The organism is Xanthomonas arboricola pv. juglandis (assembly GCF_001013475.1).
Classification (GTDB): Bacteria; Pseudomonadota; Gammaproteobacteria; order Xanthomonadales; family Xanthomonadaceae; genus Xanthomonas; species Xanthomonas arboricola.
On sequence record NZ_JZEF01000002.1, the window covers coordinates 48,599 to 63,988 of the forward strand.

At 62.9% G+C, this 15,390-nt stretch carries 14 protein-coding genes and 1 pseudogene; all 15 read left to right on the forward strand.

The window, feature by feature from the left end:
* Nucleotides 1–703: 703 nt before the first annotated feature.
* Nucleotides 704–2,308 (forward strand): annotated as a pseudogene (locus tag XARJCFBP2528_RS05625) (methyl-accepting chemotaxis protein); the annotation flags it as partial.
* Nucleotides 2,309–2,765: 457 nt separating this feature from the next.
* Complete coding sequence (locus XARJCFBP2528_RS05630; RefSeq protein ID WP_016904173.1) at nucleotides 2,766–3,656, forward strand: baseplate assembly protein; 891 nt, start codon at nucleotides 2,766–2,768, stop codon at nucleotides 3,654–3,656.
* On the forward strand, nucleotides 3,649–4,194 hold the full coding sequence (locus tag XARJCFBP2528_RS05635; RefSeq protein ID WP_026064739.1) for a phage tail protein I: 546 nt from the start codon (nucleotides 3,649–3,651) through the stop codon (nucleotides 4,192–4,194). Before XARJCFBP2528_RS05630 ends, XARJCFBP2528_RS05635 begins: the two co-directional genes overlap by 8 nt.
* Before the next feature lie 87 nt (nucleotides 4,195–4,281).
* Nucleotides 4,282–5,709 carry a tail fiber protein gene (locus tag XARJCFBP2528_RS05640; RefSeq protein ID WP_232621134.1) on the forward strand — a complete coding sequence of 476 codons (1,428 nt, stop codon included), beginning with the start codon at nucleotides 4,282–4,284 and terminating at the stop codon, nucleotides 5,707–5,709.
* A gap of 9 nt (nucleotides 5,710–5,718) precedes the next feature.
* Nucleotides 5,719–6,297, forward strand: coding sequence for a hypothetical protein (locus tag XARJCFBP2528_RS05645; RefSeq protein WP_016904170.1), 579 nt, complete (start codon nucleotides 5,719–5,721; stop codon nucleotides 6,295–6,297).
* A 60-nt stretch (nucleotides 6,298–6,357) separates the two neighbouring features.
* Nucleotides 6,358–6,921 (forward strand): phage baseplate assembly protein V, encoded by a 564-nt coding sequence (locus tag XARJCFBP2528_RS05650; RefSeq protein ID WP_016904169.1) that lies wholly within the window; start codon nucleotides 6,358–6,360, stop codon nucleotides 6,919–6,921.
* Nucleotides 6,918–7,277 carry a GPW/gp25 family protein gene (locus XARJCFBP2528_RS05655; RefSeq protein WP_016904168.1) on the forward strand — a complete coding sequence of 120 codons (360 nt, stop codon included), beginning with the start codon at nucleotides 6,918–6,920 and terminating at the stop codon, nucleotides 7,275–7,277. Before XARJCFBP2528_RS05650 ends, XARJCFBP2528_RS05655 begins: the two co-directional genes overlap by 4 nt.
* Before the next feature lie 11 nt (nucleotides 7,278–7,288).
* On the forward strand, nucleotides 7,289–8,455 hold the full coding sequence (locus tag XARJCFBP2528_RS05660; protein WP_016904167.1) for a phage tail sheath protein: 1,167 nt from the start codon (nucleotides 7,289–7,291) through the stop codon (nucleotides 8,453–8,455).
* Between the two features lie 30 nt (nucleotides 8,456–8,485).
* Entirely contained in the window at nucleotides 8,486–8,995 is a 510-nt protein-coding gene (locus tag XARJCFBP2528_RS05665) for a phage major tail tube protein (protein ID WP_016904166.1), read from the forward strand.
* A gap of 45 nt (nucleotides 8,996–9,040) precedes the next feature.
* Nucleotides 9,041–9,343, forward strand: a complete 303-nt coding sequence (locus XARJCFBP2528_RS05670; RefSeq protein ID WP_016904165.1) for a phage tail assembly protein — start codon at nucleotides 9,041–9,043, stop codon at nucleotides 9,341–9,343.
* Between the two features lie 8 nt (nucleotides 9,344–9,351).
* Nucleotides 9,352–9,465 carry a GpE family phage tail protein gene (locus XARJCFBP2528_RS05675; RefSeq protein WP_005922203.1) on the forward strand — a complete coding sequence of 38 codons (114 nt, stop codon included), beginning with the start codon at nucleotides 9,352–9,354 and terminating at the stop codon, nucleotides 9,463–9,465.
* A gap of 29 nt (nucleotides 9,466–9,494) precedes the next feature.
* Nucleotides 9,495–13,031, forward strand: coding sequence for a phage tail tape measure protein (locus XARJCFBP2528_RS05680; protein WP_248802048.1), 3,537 nt, complete (start codon nucleotides 9,495–9,497; stop codon nucleotides 13,029–13,031).
* 12 nt (nucleotides 13,032–13,043) lie between these two features.
* On the forward strand, nucleotides 13,044–13,445 hold the full coding sequence (locus XARJCFBP2528_RS05685; RefSeq protein WP_016905066.1) for a phage tail protein: 402 nt from the start codon (nucleotides 13,044–13,046) through the stop codon (nucleotides 13,443–13,445).
* Entirely contained in the window at nucleotides 13,442–14,428 is a 987-nt protein-coding gene (locus XARJCFBP2528_RS05690) for a phage late control D family protein (RefSeq protein WP_016905067.1), read from the forward strand. Before XARJCFBP2528_RS05685 ends, XARJCFBP2528_RS05690 begins: the two co-directional genes overlap by 4 nt.
* 772 nt (nucleotides 14,429–15,200) lie before the next feature.
* On the forward strand, nucleotides 15,201–15,390 hold a 190-nt coding region (locus XARJCFBP2528_RS23670), incomplete at its 3' end, for a transposase (RefSeq protein WP_487006755.1).

Genomic DNA, 15,390 nt, shown 5'->3' on the forward strand with positions numbered 1-15,390 from the left:
AGAGTTCTGAACCAACTGTTCTTGGCCTATGGGTCATGCCCCCCCCTACCTGCATTGGGATCTCGTAATGAATTTTACACGCCGCCTCCGTATCGGAGCGCGACTAGCAACCGGCTTTGGCCTGCTCCTTGCGCTCATCGTTTTGACTAGCACCGTGGCACTTGAAGGTAATAAAACGCAGAGCCGAGAACTTAACCGCGTTGTGGATGTCGGCTTGGCGAAGATGGTGGCACTCACCACGCTACTGGACATCAATAACGACATGATTGTTGCGCGTCGAGAAATGACACTTCTGCGCGATCCTGCAAGTTCAGGAGCCTATCAGGCGCAGATCAAAACGCTAGTTGGGCGCTATGAGCTGACTTGGAAGAATTACAATGAGAAGTTCCCTGCGCCGGATGCGGCTGCCCGTGGTCGGCGCACCCGCATTGAGCAACTGCGTGCCATTGCGATGCCAATCAATCGACAAATAGGCGAGCGGCTGGAGGCTGGGGATTACGATGGCGCGGTGGCCATCACTCTAAACAAAGCAAGACCTGCGATGCAGGCGTGGAACAAAGCAATCTCCGAGAGCGTGGCAGAGCAAAAACGTAATATTGCAACATCGGCCGCCCAAGCAACTCAGGCTAACAAACGTAGCAACGCGATGATTTGGATATTTGGCGCTTTAAGTCTACTGATTGGAGGCTTGGCGGCATGGATGATCACGCAGAGCTTGACGAAGCCGCTATCGCAAGCACTTGCATCCATTACTGCCGTCGCGCGAGGAGATTTGAGCGTAAAGAGCAATGATGCAACTGGCGATGAGATTGGCCAGATGCTGAGAGCGTCCGACGACATGGTAACGATGCTGCAGCGGTACTCAGACCAAACAGCGACGATGATTCACAAGCACGCCGGCGAAGACATCAGCTACCGGATGCCTGAATCCTTTCCAGGGATCTATGGAGAGCTGGCACGGGGCATTAATACGATGATGTTTGAGCACCTTGATGCCATTGTCGATTCCATGGCAGTACTTGAAGAGTATGCGCGAGGAGATCTGCGCCGGGATGCTCGCCGCCTGCCTGCTACGCGAGCGTTCTTGCATGAATCTATGGACGCAGCTAAAGCTAGCTTGATGGCTATCAATACGGAAATTAAACGATTGGCTCAATCTGCGGCAAATGGCGACTTCGCCGCGCGGGGTAATACGGATCACTTCCAGCATGATTTCCGAGTGATGGTCGAAGATCTGAATTCCATGATGCATATCAGCGATACAAATCTCGGTAAGCTGTCAGAGCTTCTCGGGGCGATTGCGCAAGGCGACCTTACTGCACGGATGGATGGAGAATTTCTGGGTGTCTTCGCCACATTGCGTGATGACGCCAACATGACCGCGCGTCAGCTTGCGACCATTGTTGGCCGGATTCAGCAGTCAGTCACCGCGATCAACTCTGCGGCTGGAGAAATTGCGGCAGGCAATCAGGATCTTTCCCAGCGCACCGAACAGCAGGCAGCCAATCTGGAGGAAACTGCCGCCTCTATGGAGGAATTGACATCAACCGTGCGTCAAAACGCAGAGCACGCGCGTCAAGCGAATCAGTTGTCAATCGGTGCGGCCGAAGTGGCTTCCGAAGGAAGACAGACAGTGGCTAAGGTAGTTGAAACGATGGCTGGCATCGAGGTGGCCTCGCGTAAGATTGGAGATATTAACTCGGTTATCGATGGCATCGCATTCCAGACCAACATTCTTGCGCTAAACGCGGCCGTCGAAGCTGCTAGAGCTGGGGAGCAGGGCCGTGGCTTTGCTGTTGTTGCAACTGAAGTACGCACTCTTGCCCAGAGGGCTACCATTGCGGCAAAGGAGATCAAGGACCTCATCGACGATTCTGTGGGGCGCGTAACTGGGGGCTCACAGCTGGTGAACAAAGCCGGCGAGACTATGGTTGAAATCGTGGCAAGTGTGCAACGGGTCACCAACATCATGGGTGAGATTTCTGCTGCGTCCCAAGAGCAGTCTGCAGGTATCGAGCAGGTTAATCAGACCGTTACGCAGATGGATGAAGCCACACAGCAAAATGCTGCATTGGTTGAAGAAGCAACCGCTGCTGCCCGGTCAATGGAGGAGCAGGCTAACCAGCTGAGTGATGCAGTATCGGTTTTCAAGGTTGAGAGCGCTGCCTCAGCGATCAGTTCATCTACAAAACCCCTTAGTTCCGCCTCACCTCGTATCACACCGTCAGCCAAAGCAAAATTAGCCTGGCAAGGATCCTCCAAGGTAAACGCTAGACTTCCAAGCACTACAGAGTGGCAGAACTTATAAGGCGGATATAAACATTAAGGCCCGGTTGCCTTCGCGACCGGGCTCTTTAATTTTCGCAGTCTGTCCGAACAAGCTACCCAGGGGCGAGAACGTCCTGTACATGCTGACGCCGCTCTAGTTAGATATGTATAGGTGCAACAAGGTTTTTCTCCGGCAATGACTCAAAACGCGCAGACCCAGACGAAGATGTTCATGCCAGTTGGTAACCAGGCGACAAACGGCGATTCTTACAAAGCCGGCAGATAGTTAGGCGCCGCCTTCTCAGATGTCTGTAATTCCAAAGATTAACAACGTGGTTAACTGATCGCGAGACGTGATGGCTAGGCGCTTCAAGGTCGCGCCTGGAAAATGGATTTACATTTTTCACGCGCGTACCAACCAGCTTTACAAAGCAATTTAATTGGCTCGATCACGAGAACCGGGGACCCTAATCAGGTCCTCTCTTTCTTTCCGAGCAATGGCATCTTTCACCGCAGTCGATCTATCGAAACTTCAAGCTCCAGACCTGATCGAAGCTCTGGACTTCGAGACGATCTTCGCTGATGCATTCGCACAGTTTCGTCGGCTCATGCCGGAGTTCTCCGCGCTCACGGAAGCCGACCCGGTCTACAAGCTCCTGCAGCTGTTTGCCGCCCGTGAGCTGCTGATCCGCCAGCGTGCTAATGACAAGGCACAGCAAACCATGCTGGCCTTCGCCACCGGTACCAACCTCGATCACCTCGGCGCGCTGTTCGGCGTCGCTCGCTTGGTGCTGGACCCCGGTCAACCCGACGCCGGCGTCGCGCCGGCCTTTGAGACCGACGTGGACTTCCGCCGCCGCATCCAGCTGGCGCCCGAAGGCTTCAGCGTTGCCGGCCCAGAAGGCGCGTACATCTATCACGCGCTCAGTGCTGCCGCCGATGTCATGGACGCCAGCGCGACCAGCCCCGCACCTGGGCAAGTGCTGGTCACCGTGCAATCGCGCACCGGCGATGGCACCGCGCCGCAGGCACTGCTCGATCAAGTGGCCGCCATGCTCACCGATGACGACGTGCGGCCCATGACAGACGAAGTCGCGGTGCAGAGCGCTCAGATCGTCCCGTACGCCATTCGTGGGCGCATCTACACCTATGCCGGGCCTGACTCAGCGGTGGTCATGCGCGAAGCACTGCGCAGCCTTCAGGCCTATCTCGCCGAAGCGCACCGCATCGGCCGCGACGTTCCGGAATCCGCCATCAAGGCCAAGCTGTTCGCCGATGGCGTGCAACGCATCGAGCTGGACTCGCCTGCAGCCGACATTCGGATCAGCCGCACGCAGGCCGCCTACTGCACCGCGATCGACATCGTGCACGCCGGCATCGATGAGTAATTCACCGCTGCCGCCCAACGCCACGCCGATGGAGCGCGCCCTGGCCGCCGTCACCGAGCGTCTGGAAGCGATCCCGCTGCCGTATCCAGACCTGTGGAACCCGGACACGTGCCCGGCCGGTCATCTGCCGTGGCTGGCGTGGACGCTATCGGTCGACGACTGGAAGGCCGACTGGAGCGATGCGGTCAAGCGCTCGCGCCTGCGCAGCGCTATGGCAATCCAGCGTCGCAAAGGCACGGCCAACAGCGTGCGGATGGTGGTCGAGTCGTTCGGCGGTGCGGTGGCCATTCGCGAGTGGTGGCAACAGGAGCCGCGCGGCCAGCCGCACACATTCGAGCTGGCGCTGACGCTGACTGGTGCCGATGGGCAGAGTGCCAGCGCCAGGTTCGTCGAGGAAGTCATCGCCGAGGTTGAGCGCACCAAGCCCGTGCGCTCGCATTTCAACTTCACGCAAGGATTCCAGGCCGAGGCACGACTCAATGTCGTCGCACGCGGCAGAACCACCTTGTTCCTGCGCCTGCAGGGCGAGGCGAGCTAGAGAGCACACATGCCCGGACTCAAACTCAAGATCACCACCGCCGGCCGCCATGCCCTGATCAATGCCAAGCAGACCGGCACACAGGCGGTGACCATCGCCGCAGTCGGATTGACCAGCGCAGCGTTCGTGGCCGATGCCGAGCTCAAGGCGCTACCGTCTGAGATCAAGCGCCTGACCACCATCGGCGGGACGGTCACGGCCAAGGACACGATGCACGTCTCGGTGCGCGACGAATCCAACGCCGTCTATAGCTGCTACGGGTTCGGCCTGTACCTGGCCGATGGCACGCTGTTTGCCGCCTACGGTCAGTCCGCGCTGCTGGTGGAGAAGTCTGGCGCCGCCTCGGTGCTGCTGGCGATCGACGTGGTGATGGCCGACGTGGACACCGCGCAGATCACCTTCGGCGATACCAACTTCACCGATCCAGCGGCGACGGTGGACGTGCCGGGTGTTGTGCGCTTGTCCACGGACGCGCAAGCAATTGAAGGTCTGGACAAAGAGCGGGCGCTGTCGCCGGCCAACCTGATTGCCGTATTGAATGCGCGCCTGGGCGATGCTGCACCCACTGACTTCATCAAAGGGCTACTGGCCCGGCCGACTGCGGCAGCGGCGCGCAACATGCTCGGCCTTCGCTCTGCGGCGACGTTTCATGTTGGACCTGGCAATGGCTTGGATGCTGATCTCTTGGATGGACAGGAGGGCGCGTGGTATCGCGACTTCCGCAATCTGCAGAACGTGCCGAGCTCGTTCTTGCTGCCAGGCCAGATCGTGATTATGGCCTCGCTCTTTCCGCCTGCAGGTCTACTGCTATGCGATGGCACGGCAGTCTCACGCACGAAGTATTCGGCGTTGTTTGCGGCGATCGGTACCGTCTACGGTGCCGGGGATGGCAGCACCACGTTCAACCTACCGTTGATGCGTGAAGGCACCACGGTCACCCACACCAATTCCTCACAGTTTGTCGGCGTCCACAGCAACGGCCAGGTGATCAGTCATACGCACGGCGCCAGTGCGGCCGCTGTCGGCGACCATGCGCACTACACCGCACTCGGCGCAGCCGGCATCCACGCACATGGTGCAAGCGTCAACCCGGCCGGCGATCACGCGCACGGTGCTTGGACTGATGCGCAGGGCTACCACGCGCACGGCGGTAGCACTAGCGCCTCAGGGGACCACCAACATCCAGGCGTGATTCCCTCCAATGCCATCAACGGCTATGGCATCTACCGCGAGCGGGACAATGATGCATCGCCCTCGGATGGCTGGACCGGTGCCGGTGGCAACCACGCCCACAGCATCGGAACTGATGCCACCGGTAATCACACCCACAACATTGGCATGAACGGCTCAGGCAACCACACCCACGGGATCGGCATCGCCGAGGGCGGCAATCACGTGCACGTGGTGGATCACCGTGGCGCTGGCGCCCACAACCATGCCATCACCGTCAACGCTGCGGGCGGCGCAGACAACTTGCCTGCAGGCCTGCGCATGACCTACTGCATCGCCTACTGAGGATTGACCATGACCAACCCGCTACCACGCACCAGCACTGCATATGCTTACGACGCCACCACCGGTGAATACACCGGGCCGGTGACCGTCTATCTCTCCGAGTTGGAGGGACGCTACCCACTGCCTCCCAACACGGTTGCCACCGCACCGGCGCCGCCTGCAGGGCTGTATCAGCGGCACCGCCTGTCGCCAACGTCTGCGAGCTGGGAGCTGGTGCCGGACTATCGCGGCGTGATGCTCTACAGCACAGACACCGCCGCGCCGGTTGCCAACACGCTTGCCTTGGGCGATGCACTGCCGCAGGGTTACACCACCTCGCAGCCGATCGCGTTCCTACCCAGCGACTACCGCCGCAACGTGTGGGACGCTGCACGCGCGAGTTGGCGCGCAGATCCGGATTACAGCGCCGCGCTGGTGTGGGAAAAAGCCACCGGCGCGATCGCACCGCGCCTGGCCGCCGGCGTCGCGTTGCCGGGACAGCTGACCACCGTGGCCGCACCGGTTTCGATCGACGGCACAGTGGTGTGGGACGAAGCGACACAGGCATGGTTCGTACAACCCAGGCCGTCTGAAGAAGCGGCTGTGTAGCCCAGCGCTTTACGTACCAATTGCAGTGCGCAACACCGTGCAGCCACTGACCATGGCTGCATGGGCAACGCATCCTCCGCACTGAGTAACGCCATTCGCCTCGGCACTGTCGCCGAGGTGAATCTTGCCAACGCGCGATGCCGCGTGCAGGTCGGCGAGATGCTGACCGACTATCTGCCCTGGGTGGTCACCCTGGCCGGCACCACCATCATCTGGTCGGCGCCGGCGATCGGCGAACAAGTCGTGGTGCTGTCGCCGGCTGGCGACCTGGCCGATGGCGTGGTGCTACGGGGCCTGTACTCCGACCAATTTGCCGCGCCTGCCGCGTCCGACACGCTCCATGTGCTGCGCTTTGCCGATGGCGCGCAGATCCACTACGACACCGAGGCGCATGCGCTGCAGGCCACGCTGCCCAGCGGCGGTACCGCGTCCATTACCGCCGATGGCGGCATCACGCTCAATGGCCCGCTGACCGTCAACGGCAAGACGATGCTCAACGGTGATGCGACCATCACCGGCACCGCGAAGGCGACCACCGATGTCATCGGCGGCGGGATCAGCCTCAAGAACCACAAAACCACTGGCGTGACCGCCGGCAGCGCACTCAGCGGTGGTCCGCAGTGATCGGCGTTGATGCCACCACCGGTCGTGTGATCGAAGGCGAGCAGCACCTGGCCCAATCGATCGCCTGCATCCTCACCACGCCCATCGGCACGCGCGAGCAGCGCCGCGACTTCGGCTCGCTGCTGCCGGAGCTGATCGACCAGCCGTTCAACGGCGCCACCCGCACTCTGCTCTACGGCGCCACCGCCACCGCACTGATGCGCTGGGAGCCGCGCCTGCGCCTGACCCGCGTCGCCCTGGTCATCGGCGATACGCCTAGCAGCTTCGTGCTGACGATCGAAGGCGAACGCACCGACGTTGCTCCCGCCAATGCGCGCTTGCGCATGACCCTCCCGCTCCGCTTCCGCTCGTCCTGATCGAGGAACCTATGTCTACTGTCTACCACCACGGCGTCCGCGTCATCGAAGTCAGCGCAGGTGCGCGCGTCATCCGCACCGTCTCTACCGCCATTGTCGGCCTGGTCGCTACGGCGTCCGATGCGGACGAGAAGGTCTTTCCGCTCAACAAGGCTGTGATGCTCACCGACGTGCTCGGTGCCATCGCCAGTGCCGGCAACAAGGGCACCTTGCGTGCCTCGCTGCAGGGCATCGCCGACCAGACGAATCCCGTGACTGTGGTCGTGCGTGTGGCCGAAGGCGAAGACGCGGACAAGACCTCGTCCAACGTTATCGGCGAGGCCAAGTCCAGTGGCTATACCGGCCTGTATGCGCTGCTCGCGGCGCAAGCACAGCTGGGCGTGCGCCCGCGCATCCTGGGCGCGCCGGGTCTGGACACACTGCCGGTGGCCAAGGCGCTGGCGACCATCGCTAAGAAGCTGCGCGCCATGGCGTATGTACGGCCGGTCGCCGATACCGTGGCCGAGGCCATCACCTACCGTGGGCAGTTCGGCGATCGCGAGTTGATGCTGATCTGGCCGGACTTCCTGGCTTTCGATACGGCCACCAGCACTACGACAGCGGCCTATGCCACCGCACGTGCGCTGGGCCTGCGCGCCAAGATCGACACCGAACAGGGCTGGCATAAGAGCCTATCCAACGTGCCCGTGGCCGGCGTCACTGGCATTTCCAAGGATGTGCATTGGGATCTGCAGGATCCGGCCACCGATGCGGGTGTGCTCAACGAGGGCGATATCACCACGTTGGTCAACTTCAACGGGCAACGCTTCTGGGGTTCGCGCACATGCGCGGAGGACAACATGTTCGCCTTCGAGACGGCCACGCGCACCGCGCAGGTCCTGGCCGACACCATCGCCGAGGGCGTGGCGTTCTACGTCGATAAGCCGATGCATCCCTCGCTGGTCAAAGACATCATCGAGACGATCAACGCCAAGTTCCGCGACCTGAAGGCGTCCGGCTACCTGATCGATGCCACCGCCTGGTTCGACGGCACCGTCAACAGCGCCACCACGCTCGCCGATGGAGCGTTGCGCATTGACTACGACTACACGCCGGTGCCGCCGCTAGAGAACCTGCAGCTGTACCAGAAGATCACCACCAGCTACCTGGCCGACTTCGCCGAACGCGTCAACGCGTAACGCACCCGCCTTAGATTCCCGGAGAAACGCATGGCTTTGCCCAAGAAACTCAAAGCGCTCAACCTCTTCAATAACGGTGAGAGCTATCTCGGCGAGGTGGTCGAAGTGAAGCTGCCTACGCTGTCCCGCAAGATGGAGGAATATCGCGGCGGTGGTATGAATGGCCCGGTCGACATCGACTTCGGCCAGGAGAAGATCGAGCTCGAATGGAAGTGCGGCGGCATGATGCGCAGCGTGCTGAATCAGTACGGCGCCACCACGCACAACGCCGTGCAGCTGCGCTTTGCCGGCGCCTACCAGCGCGACGACAGCGGTGCGGTGGATGCCGTCGAATTTGTGGTGCGCGGCCGTCACAAAGAGATTGATCCCGGTACCGGTAAGTCCGGCGACGACACCGAGTTCTCCGTCAAGACCTCCGCCAGCTATTACAAGCTGATGATCAATGGCTCCACCGTGATCGAGATCGATCTGATGAACATGATCGAGATCGTCAACGGCGTGGATCTGCTCGCCCCGCATCGCCGCGCTATCGGCGCCTGACCCTTCCGGCCTGGCGCCGCCAGGCCTCAGCCCTGAGACCTTCCGATGACCCCGACCTTTTCCTCAGCCATTCCCCTCGACCAGCCCATCACGCGCGGCGAGCAGACCATCACCGACCTCAAGGTGCGCAAGCCTGGCGCAGGCGAACTGCGCGGCCTCAAGCTCACCGACGTGCTGCAGTTGGACGTCACCGCGCTGGCAACGCTGCTGCCGCGTATCTCTTCGCCCACGCTGACCACCGCCGACGTCAACGCGATGGATCCGGCCGACCTGCTGGCGGTAGGCCAGGAGGTGCAGGTTTTTTTCTTGCCGAAGGCACAGAGGGAAGCGGATTTCCCGACTGCGTAGAGGATGCGATGGCCGACATCGCGGCCATCTTCCACTGGCCGCCGTCTGAAATGGACGGCTGGTCGCTGCACGAACTCACGGCGTGGCGCGAGCGTGCCCGCCTGCGAAGCGGAGCCGAATGATGCCCTACCCGAACCACGAGGCCGCCTAAATGGCGGCCTCCGACAATCTGCGCCTGCAGGTCATCCTGGCCGCCGTCGACCGTGCCACCGGTCCGTTCCGACGCGTGCTGAGCGGTAGCCGCGGCGTCGCCACCGCACTGCGCAACCAGCGCGACGCGCTGCGCCAGCTCAACAACCAGCACCGCGACATCGGCGCCTATCGCGAGCAGGTCGCGCTGGCACAGCGCGCCAAGGCCGCGCTCGATGCGCAGCGGCAATCGGTGCGCACGCTTGCCCAACAGATCAAGGCCACCAGCACGCCCACCGCTGCCATGAATGCCGAGTTCGAGCGTGCCGTGCGCACCGCACGGGAACTCAAGACCGCACACGGTGCGCAGGAGGCCAGCCTGCAGCGCCTGCGTGGTCGTCTGGAGACGGCGGGGATCAGCACCCGCGAGCTGGTCACGCATGAGCGGCGCCTGCGCGGCGAGATCGAGAGCACCAACACCGCCATGCGCGCCCAGCAGCAGCGCCTGGTGGCGATTGACGCTGCCCAGCGCCGCAGCGCCCGCATCCAGAACGCCGGCCTGCAGGCGAGCGCCTACGGCGCCGGCATGGCCTTTGCCGGCCAGCGCGCCTTGCGCGCCTCGGTGCTGCCGATCAGCGATGCGATGGAGTTTGAGTCGGCCATGGCCGACGTGCGCAAGGTCGTGGACTTCAAGACGCCGCAGCAGTTCCTGCAGATGGGCCGCGATGTCGAGAACCTCTCGATGCGCCTGCCCATGCTGCCGGCCGAGATTGCCAAGATCGTGGCGGCCGCCGGCCAGGCCGCTATCCCGCGCCAGGAGCTGGTCCGCTTCGCCGAGGACGCGGCCAAGATGGGCGTGGCCTTCGACAGCAGCGCCGAGGAAGCCGGCCAGACCATGGCCACCTGGCGCACCGCTTTCCGGATGGGCCAGGATGAGGTCGTCGTGTTGGCCGACAAGATCAACTATCTCGGCAACACCGGCCCGGCCAGCGTCAACAAGATCAGCGCAGTGGTGAACCGCATTGGCGCCCTGGGCGAGGTCGCCGGCCTGCAGAGCGGACCGCTGGCCGCGCTGGGCGCCACCGTCGCCGGCATGGGCATCGAGTCGGAAGTCTCGGCCACCGGCATCAAGAACATGCTGCTCACCCTGGCCTCGGGCGAGTCGGCCACCAAGAGCCAGCGCGAAGCCTTCGACAAGCTGGGCATCAAGGCCACGACCATGGCCCAGGTCATGCAGAAGGACGCAGGCGGGGCGATCATGTCGGTGCTGCAGAAGCTGCGCGCACTGCCCAAGGCCGAGCAGGCCGCGACCATGACGCAGCTGTTCGGCCGCGAGTCGATCGGTGCGATCGCACCGCTGCTGACCAATCTGGAATTGCTGCAGGGCAACTTCGCAAAGGTTGCCGATGCGCAACGCTACGGCGGCTCGATGTCGGCCGAGTATGCGTCGCGGGTGGCCACCTCGGCCAACTCGCTGCAGCTGCTGAAAAACACCGCCGTGGTGGTGTCCCAGTCGATCGGCCAGACCCTGCTGCCGCAGTTCAAGCAACTGACCGAGCGCACGGCTGCCGTGGTTGGCCAGGTCACGACGTGGATCCGCGCCAATCCGGTGCTGGTGGGCGCGATCGCTAAGACGGCGATCGCCGGAGCTGCGCTGGTCACGATCCTGGGCGGGCTGCTGGTTGCCGGCGGCGTGGCCGCGATGGCGTTCTCGCAGATCCACGGCGCTGTGGCGCTGCTCTCGGGCGGTGGCGGCTTTGGTGCGCTGCTGCGGCAGGGGCTGGCGTTCGGCGGCCGCGTGCTGCCGATGCTCGCCAATGGCGCCCGCCTGCTGCTGCCGCTGCTCGGCGGCGTCAGCCTGCCGGTGCTGGCGATCGGCGCGGCCGTCGCTGCGGTGGCGCTGCTGGTGTGGAAATACTGGGGGCCGATCAAGGCGTTCGCCATTGGCGTCTGGCAAGGCATCGTCGATGTCGCCGCGCCGGTTCTTGCCGAGCTGAAGACCGCGCTCGCGCCACTGGCGCCGGTGTGGGACACCGTGGCCACTGCGATGGGCCAGGCCTGGGCGTGGGTCAAACAGTTGCTGACGCCGTTCGAGGCCACTACCGCGCAGTTGCACGGTGCAACTCAGGCCGGTCGTGGCTTCGGGCAGATCATTGGCGCGGTGCTGGTCACCCAGCTGAAGCTGGCCGTCAAGGCGATCGGCTGGCTGGTGAGGGCGTTTGTGTTTGTGCTGCCGGTCATCAAACAGATCCTCGGTGGCGTCTGGCAAACCGTCCAGGGCACCTGGTCGATGATCGTGGGCGTGTTCACCGGCAACGGCGATCGCATCCGCCAAGGGCTGCTGCAGCTGTGGGCCGGCATCAACCTGCAGCTGGCCAACTGGCCGGCCAGGATGCTGCAGGCCGGCGCCGACATGACCAGCGGATTGATCAAGCCGTTCGCCTCTGTACTTCCGGTGATCAAGCAGATCCTCGGCGGCGTCTGGCAAACGGTCCAGGGCGCTTGGTCGCTGATCGTGGGCGGGTTCACCGGCAACGGCGATCGCATCCGCCGAGGGCTGCTGCAGCTGTGGAACGGCATCAACCTGCAGCTGGCCAACTGGCCAGCCAGGATGCTGCAGGCCGGCGCCGACATGACCAGCGGCTTGATCAAGCCATTCGCCTCTGTACTTCCGGTGATCAAGCAAATCCTCGGCGACGTATGGCAAACGGTCCAGGGCGCCTGGTCGCCGATCGTGGGCGTGTTCACAGGCAATGGCGATCGCATCCGCCAGGGACTGCTGCAGCTGTGGGCCGGCATCAACCTGCAGTTGGCGGACTGGCCGGCCAGGATGCTGCAGACCGGCGCGGACATGATCAGCGGCTTGCTCCAGCCGTTCCCGTCCGTGCTGCCGGTGATCAAGCAGATCCTCGGCGGCGTGTGGCAAACCGTCCAGGGCACGTGGTCGCTGATCGTGGGCGTGTTCACCGGCAACGGCGATCGCATCCGCCAGGGGCTGCTGCAGCTGTGGGCCGGCATCAACCTGCAGATGGCCAACTGGCCGGCCAGGATGCTGCAGGCTGGTGCGGACATGATCAACGGCCTTGTTCAAGGCATCCGCTCCAAGCTCGGCGCCGCCAGTAATGCGATCGCCAGCGTCGGCACCGGCGTGGTCGACCGCTTCAAGGGCTTGCTGGGCATCCACAGCCCCTCGCGCGTGTTCGCCCAGTTGGGCGACTTCACCATGCAAGGCCTGACCGTGGGCCTGCAGCGCGGCCAGGGCGCCCCTGTGCAGGCCGTCATGGCACTTGGCAACCGGATGCGTGCGGTGGGCGCCGGCCTGGCCTTGGCGACGGCCACACCGCCCGTGGCGGCGATAGACAGCCGGGCACCGCTGTCGGCCCCTGCCCGCGCGCCCAGCGCCGCCAGCGCGCCTGCAGGCGGTAACAGCTACGTCATCCACGTCCATGCCGCACCCGGCATGGATTCAACCGCACTGGCGCGCGAAGTCGCACGCCAGATCGAAGAGCGCGAACGGCGCGCAGTGGCCACCCGCCGTTCCAGCCTACGCGACGACTGAGGATCCACCCCGATGATGATGTCCTACGGCACGTTTGTGTTTGCCCTCGATAGCGCCGCCTATCTGCAGCTGCAGCGGCAAATGAGTTGGCGCCACCCCACCAGCGAGCGCGTCGGTGCGCGAGCGGCCAGCCAGTTCCTGGGCCCAGGCGATGAGACCATCGAGCTGTCGGGTCTGATCGCGCCGGACCTGACGGGCACGCGGACCTCGCTGGACACGTTGCGCACGCTAGCTGCCGCCGGCGAGCCGTTGCCGCTGGTGGATGGGACAGGCTTGGTCTACGGGCCGTATGTGCTGCTGTCGGTCAATGAGACGGCCTCGCTGTTCTTCCCGGATGGCACGCCACGCCGGGTCGAGTTCCAACTGAGCCTGCGCCGTGCAGACGACGTTGCGCCGGAGGCGACCGCCGCATGAACTACCCGATTCCGCAGTGGCGCGTCGTGCTGGATGGCACCGACCTCACCGAGCGCATCGCACCGCGTCTGCTCGATCTCACCCTCACCGAATGCCGTGGCGGCGAAGCCGATCAACTGGATCTGCGCATCCACGACCACGACGGCAAGATGGCGCTGCCCAAACGCGGAGTGCGCCTAGCGGTTGCACTGGGCTGGAAAGCCACCGGCCTGGTCGACAAAGGCACCTTCATCGTGGACGAGGTGGAGTACAGCGGCGCACCTGACATCATCACCGTGCGCGCGCGCAGCGCAGATCTGACTGCCGACATGCGCACACGACGAGAGCGCAGCTGGCACAACACCACGCTGGGTGCAGTGCTCAACACGCTCGCCGGCGAGCATGGACTGACCCCGCGCGTGGCCGAGGTACTGGCGCGCACCAAGTTGCCGCATCTCGACCAGGCCAACGAGAGCGACATGAATCTGCTCACTCGCCTGGGGCAGCGCTTCGATGCGGTCGCCACAGTGAAGGCAGGTGCATTGGTGTTTGCTCCGATCGGCGCCGGCACCACGGCGACCGGCAAACCGCTGCCGACTGTCACCCTGACGCGGCGTGATGGCGATCAACACCGCTACTCCGTAGCCGACCGCGATGCCTACACCGGCGTGCGCGCGTACTGGGTGGACAAGGGCAAGGCGCGGCGGCAGTCGGTGCTGGTTGGCACAGACGACAACGCCAAGCGCCTGCGCGAGTCGTATGCCGATGAGGCAACTGCACGCCAGCACGCGCACGCGGAGCTGGAGCGGGTGAAGCGTGGCGTGGCGAAGTTCGACTACACGCTGGCGATCGGGCGAGCGGATCTGTTCCCAGAGCATATCGTCACGGTGAGCGGCTTCAGGCCGGAGATTGATAGGCAGCGCTGGCTGATTGCAAAGACCACCCACGCCATCAACGGCTCAAGCGGTTTCACTACTTCGCTTGTGTTGGAGAATACGCCTTGAGCTTTCGTGTACCTCTGCCTAAAGAGCATCTGCTGCTGTGGACCTGAAAAATTAGCAGTGGATCATCTGACAACGTTGCGCACAATGCCTATTGACGTTCGGCATACGCAGCAGCCTGGGTGTATGCATAGACACCTGATGCAGGTAGGAATTTCCGGCAGAAACAATGCTCCGACAGCACTGGCATATGCAGTCAGCAAGTACCCACCAACGTGCGTTGGCCATGCAAGCATCGTTGCTTCAATGGGCAAATTTTTCACGGTCCCGTTCCCTTTCACATCGAGCTATCTCTCGCAGCACATGTAGGAATTCTCTGATGGTCAGCTAGACGAAGGCCGTTTAGCCTTGAACATCGACGTCGGGCGACCAGGAGAGTGACGACCAGATCGCAATGAGAAACGCGCCAGAACCTCTAAAATCTGCTGAAATAGGGCTTTTGGTCACATGTCGTTCCCTGCCGGAGTCGATGGACTGAACCTGCGCCGCTAAATGAAAAGAACTATGCGGACAGCCCGACCGGGGAAATAATCGGAGAATCCAGATGGATCTGTGCACAACGTTGTTGCCGAAAACCCTTACTTTCATCACCACGTACCGATGCACTGCAGCCTGCACGCAGTGCTGTTTTGAAAGCAGCCCCAAGGTCAAAGGACGGCTTGGTCGCGACGAGATGATTCGGGCACTTCACGATGTAAAAAATCGCTTTAAGGGCAGCTCTAAAAACCCCCGATCCTTGGCATCATAGTTCCACCGCCATCCAGGGTAAGAGCCGATGATCAGTCTGTTTGCCGGGGCCGAGCGCGAAGCCAAGCGCCAGCAGTTGAGCGATCCGCTGGAGCTGCTGTCGCGGCACATCGATTTCGTCGCGATCGCGGCGGTGATCGATGGCCACCTTCGCCTGGGCACGGGTGCCAAGGGCGGTCGCCCGGCGTGGCCGACGGAGCTGATGATCCGGCTGCTGC

Excerpts from the sequence above, each read along its gene's own strand:
- XARJCFBP2528_RS05680 (WP_248802048.1), top strand. The coding sequence starts at position 9,495 with ATGGCGGCCTCCGACAATCTGCGCCTGCAGGTCATCCTGGCCGCCGTC.
- XARJCFBP2528_RS05630 (WP_016904173.1), top strand. The coding sequence starts at position 2,766 with ATGGCATCTTTCACCGCAGTCGATCTATCGAAACTTCAAGCTCCAGAC.
- XARJCFBP2528_RS05690 (WP_016905067.1), top strand. The coding sequence starts at position 13,442 with ATGAACTACCCGATTCCGCAGTGGCGCGTCGTGCTGGATGGCACCGAC.
- XARJCFBP2528_RS05635 (WP_026064739.1), top strand. The coding sequence starts at position 3,649 with ATGAGTAATTCACCGCTGCCGCCCAACGCCACGCCGATGGAGCGCGCC.
- XARJCFBP2528_RS05645 (WP_016904170.1), top strand. The coding sequence starts at position 5,719 with ATGACCAACCCGCTACCACGCACCAGCACTGCATATGCTTACGACGCC.
- XARJCFBP2528_RS05665 (WP_016904166.1), top strand. The coding sequence starts at position 8,486 with ATGGCTTTGCCCAAGAAACTCAAAGCGCTCAACCTCTTCAATAACGGT.
- XARJCFBP2528_RS05685 (WP_016905066.1), top strand. The coding sequence starts at position 13,044 with ATGATGATGTCCTACGGCACGTTTGTGTTTGCCCTCGATAGCGCCGCC.
- XARJCFBP2528_RS05670 (WP_016904165.1), top strand. The coding sequence starts at position 9,041 with ATGACCCCGACCTTTTCCTCAGCCATTCCCCTCGACCAGCCCATCACG.
- XARJCFBP2528_RS05660 (WP_016904167.1), top strand. The coding sequence starts at position 7,289 with ATGTCTACTGTCTACCACCACGGCGTCCGCGTCATCGAAGTCAGCGCA.
- XARJCFBP2528_RS05675 (WP_005922203.1), top strand. The coding sequence starts at position 9,352 with ATGGCCGACATCGCGGCCATCTTCCACTGGCCGCCGTCTGAAATGGAC.
- XARJCFBP2528_RS05650 (WP_016904169.1), top strand. The coding sequence starts at position 6,358 with ATGGGCAACGCATCCTCCGCACTGAGTAACGCCATTCGCCTCGGCACT.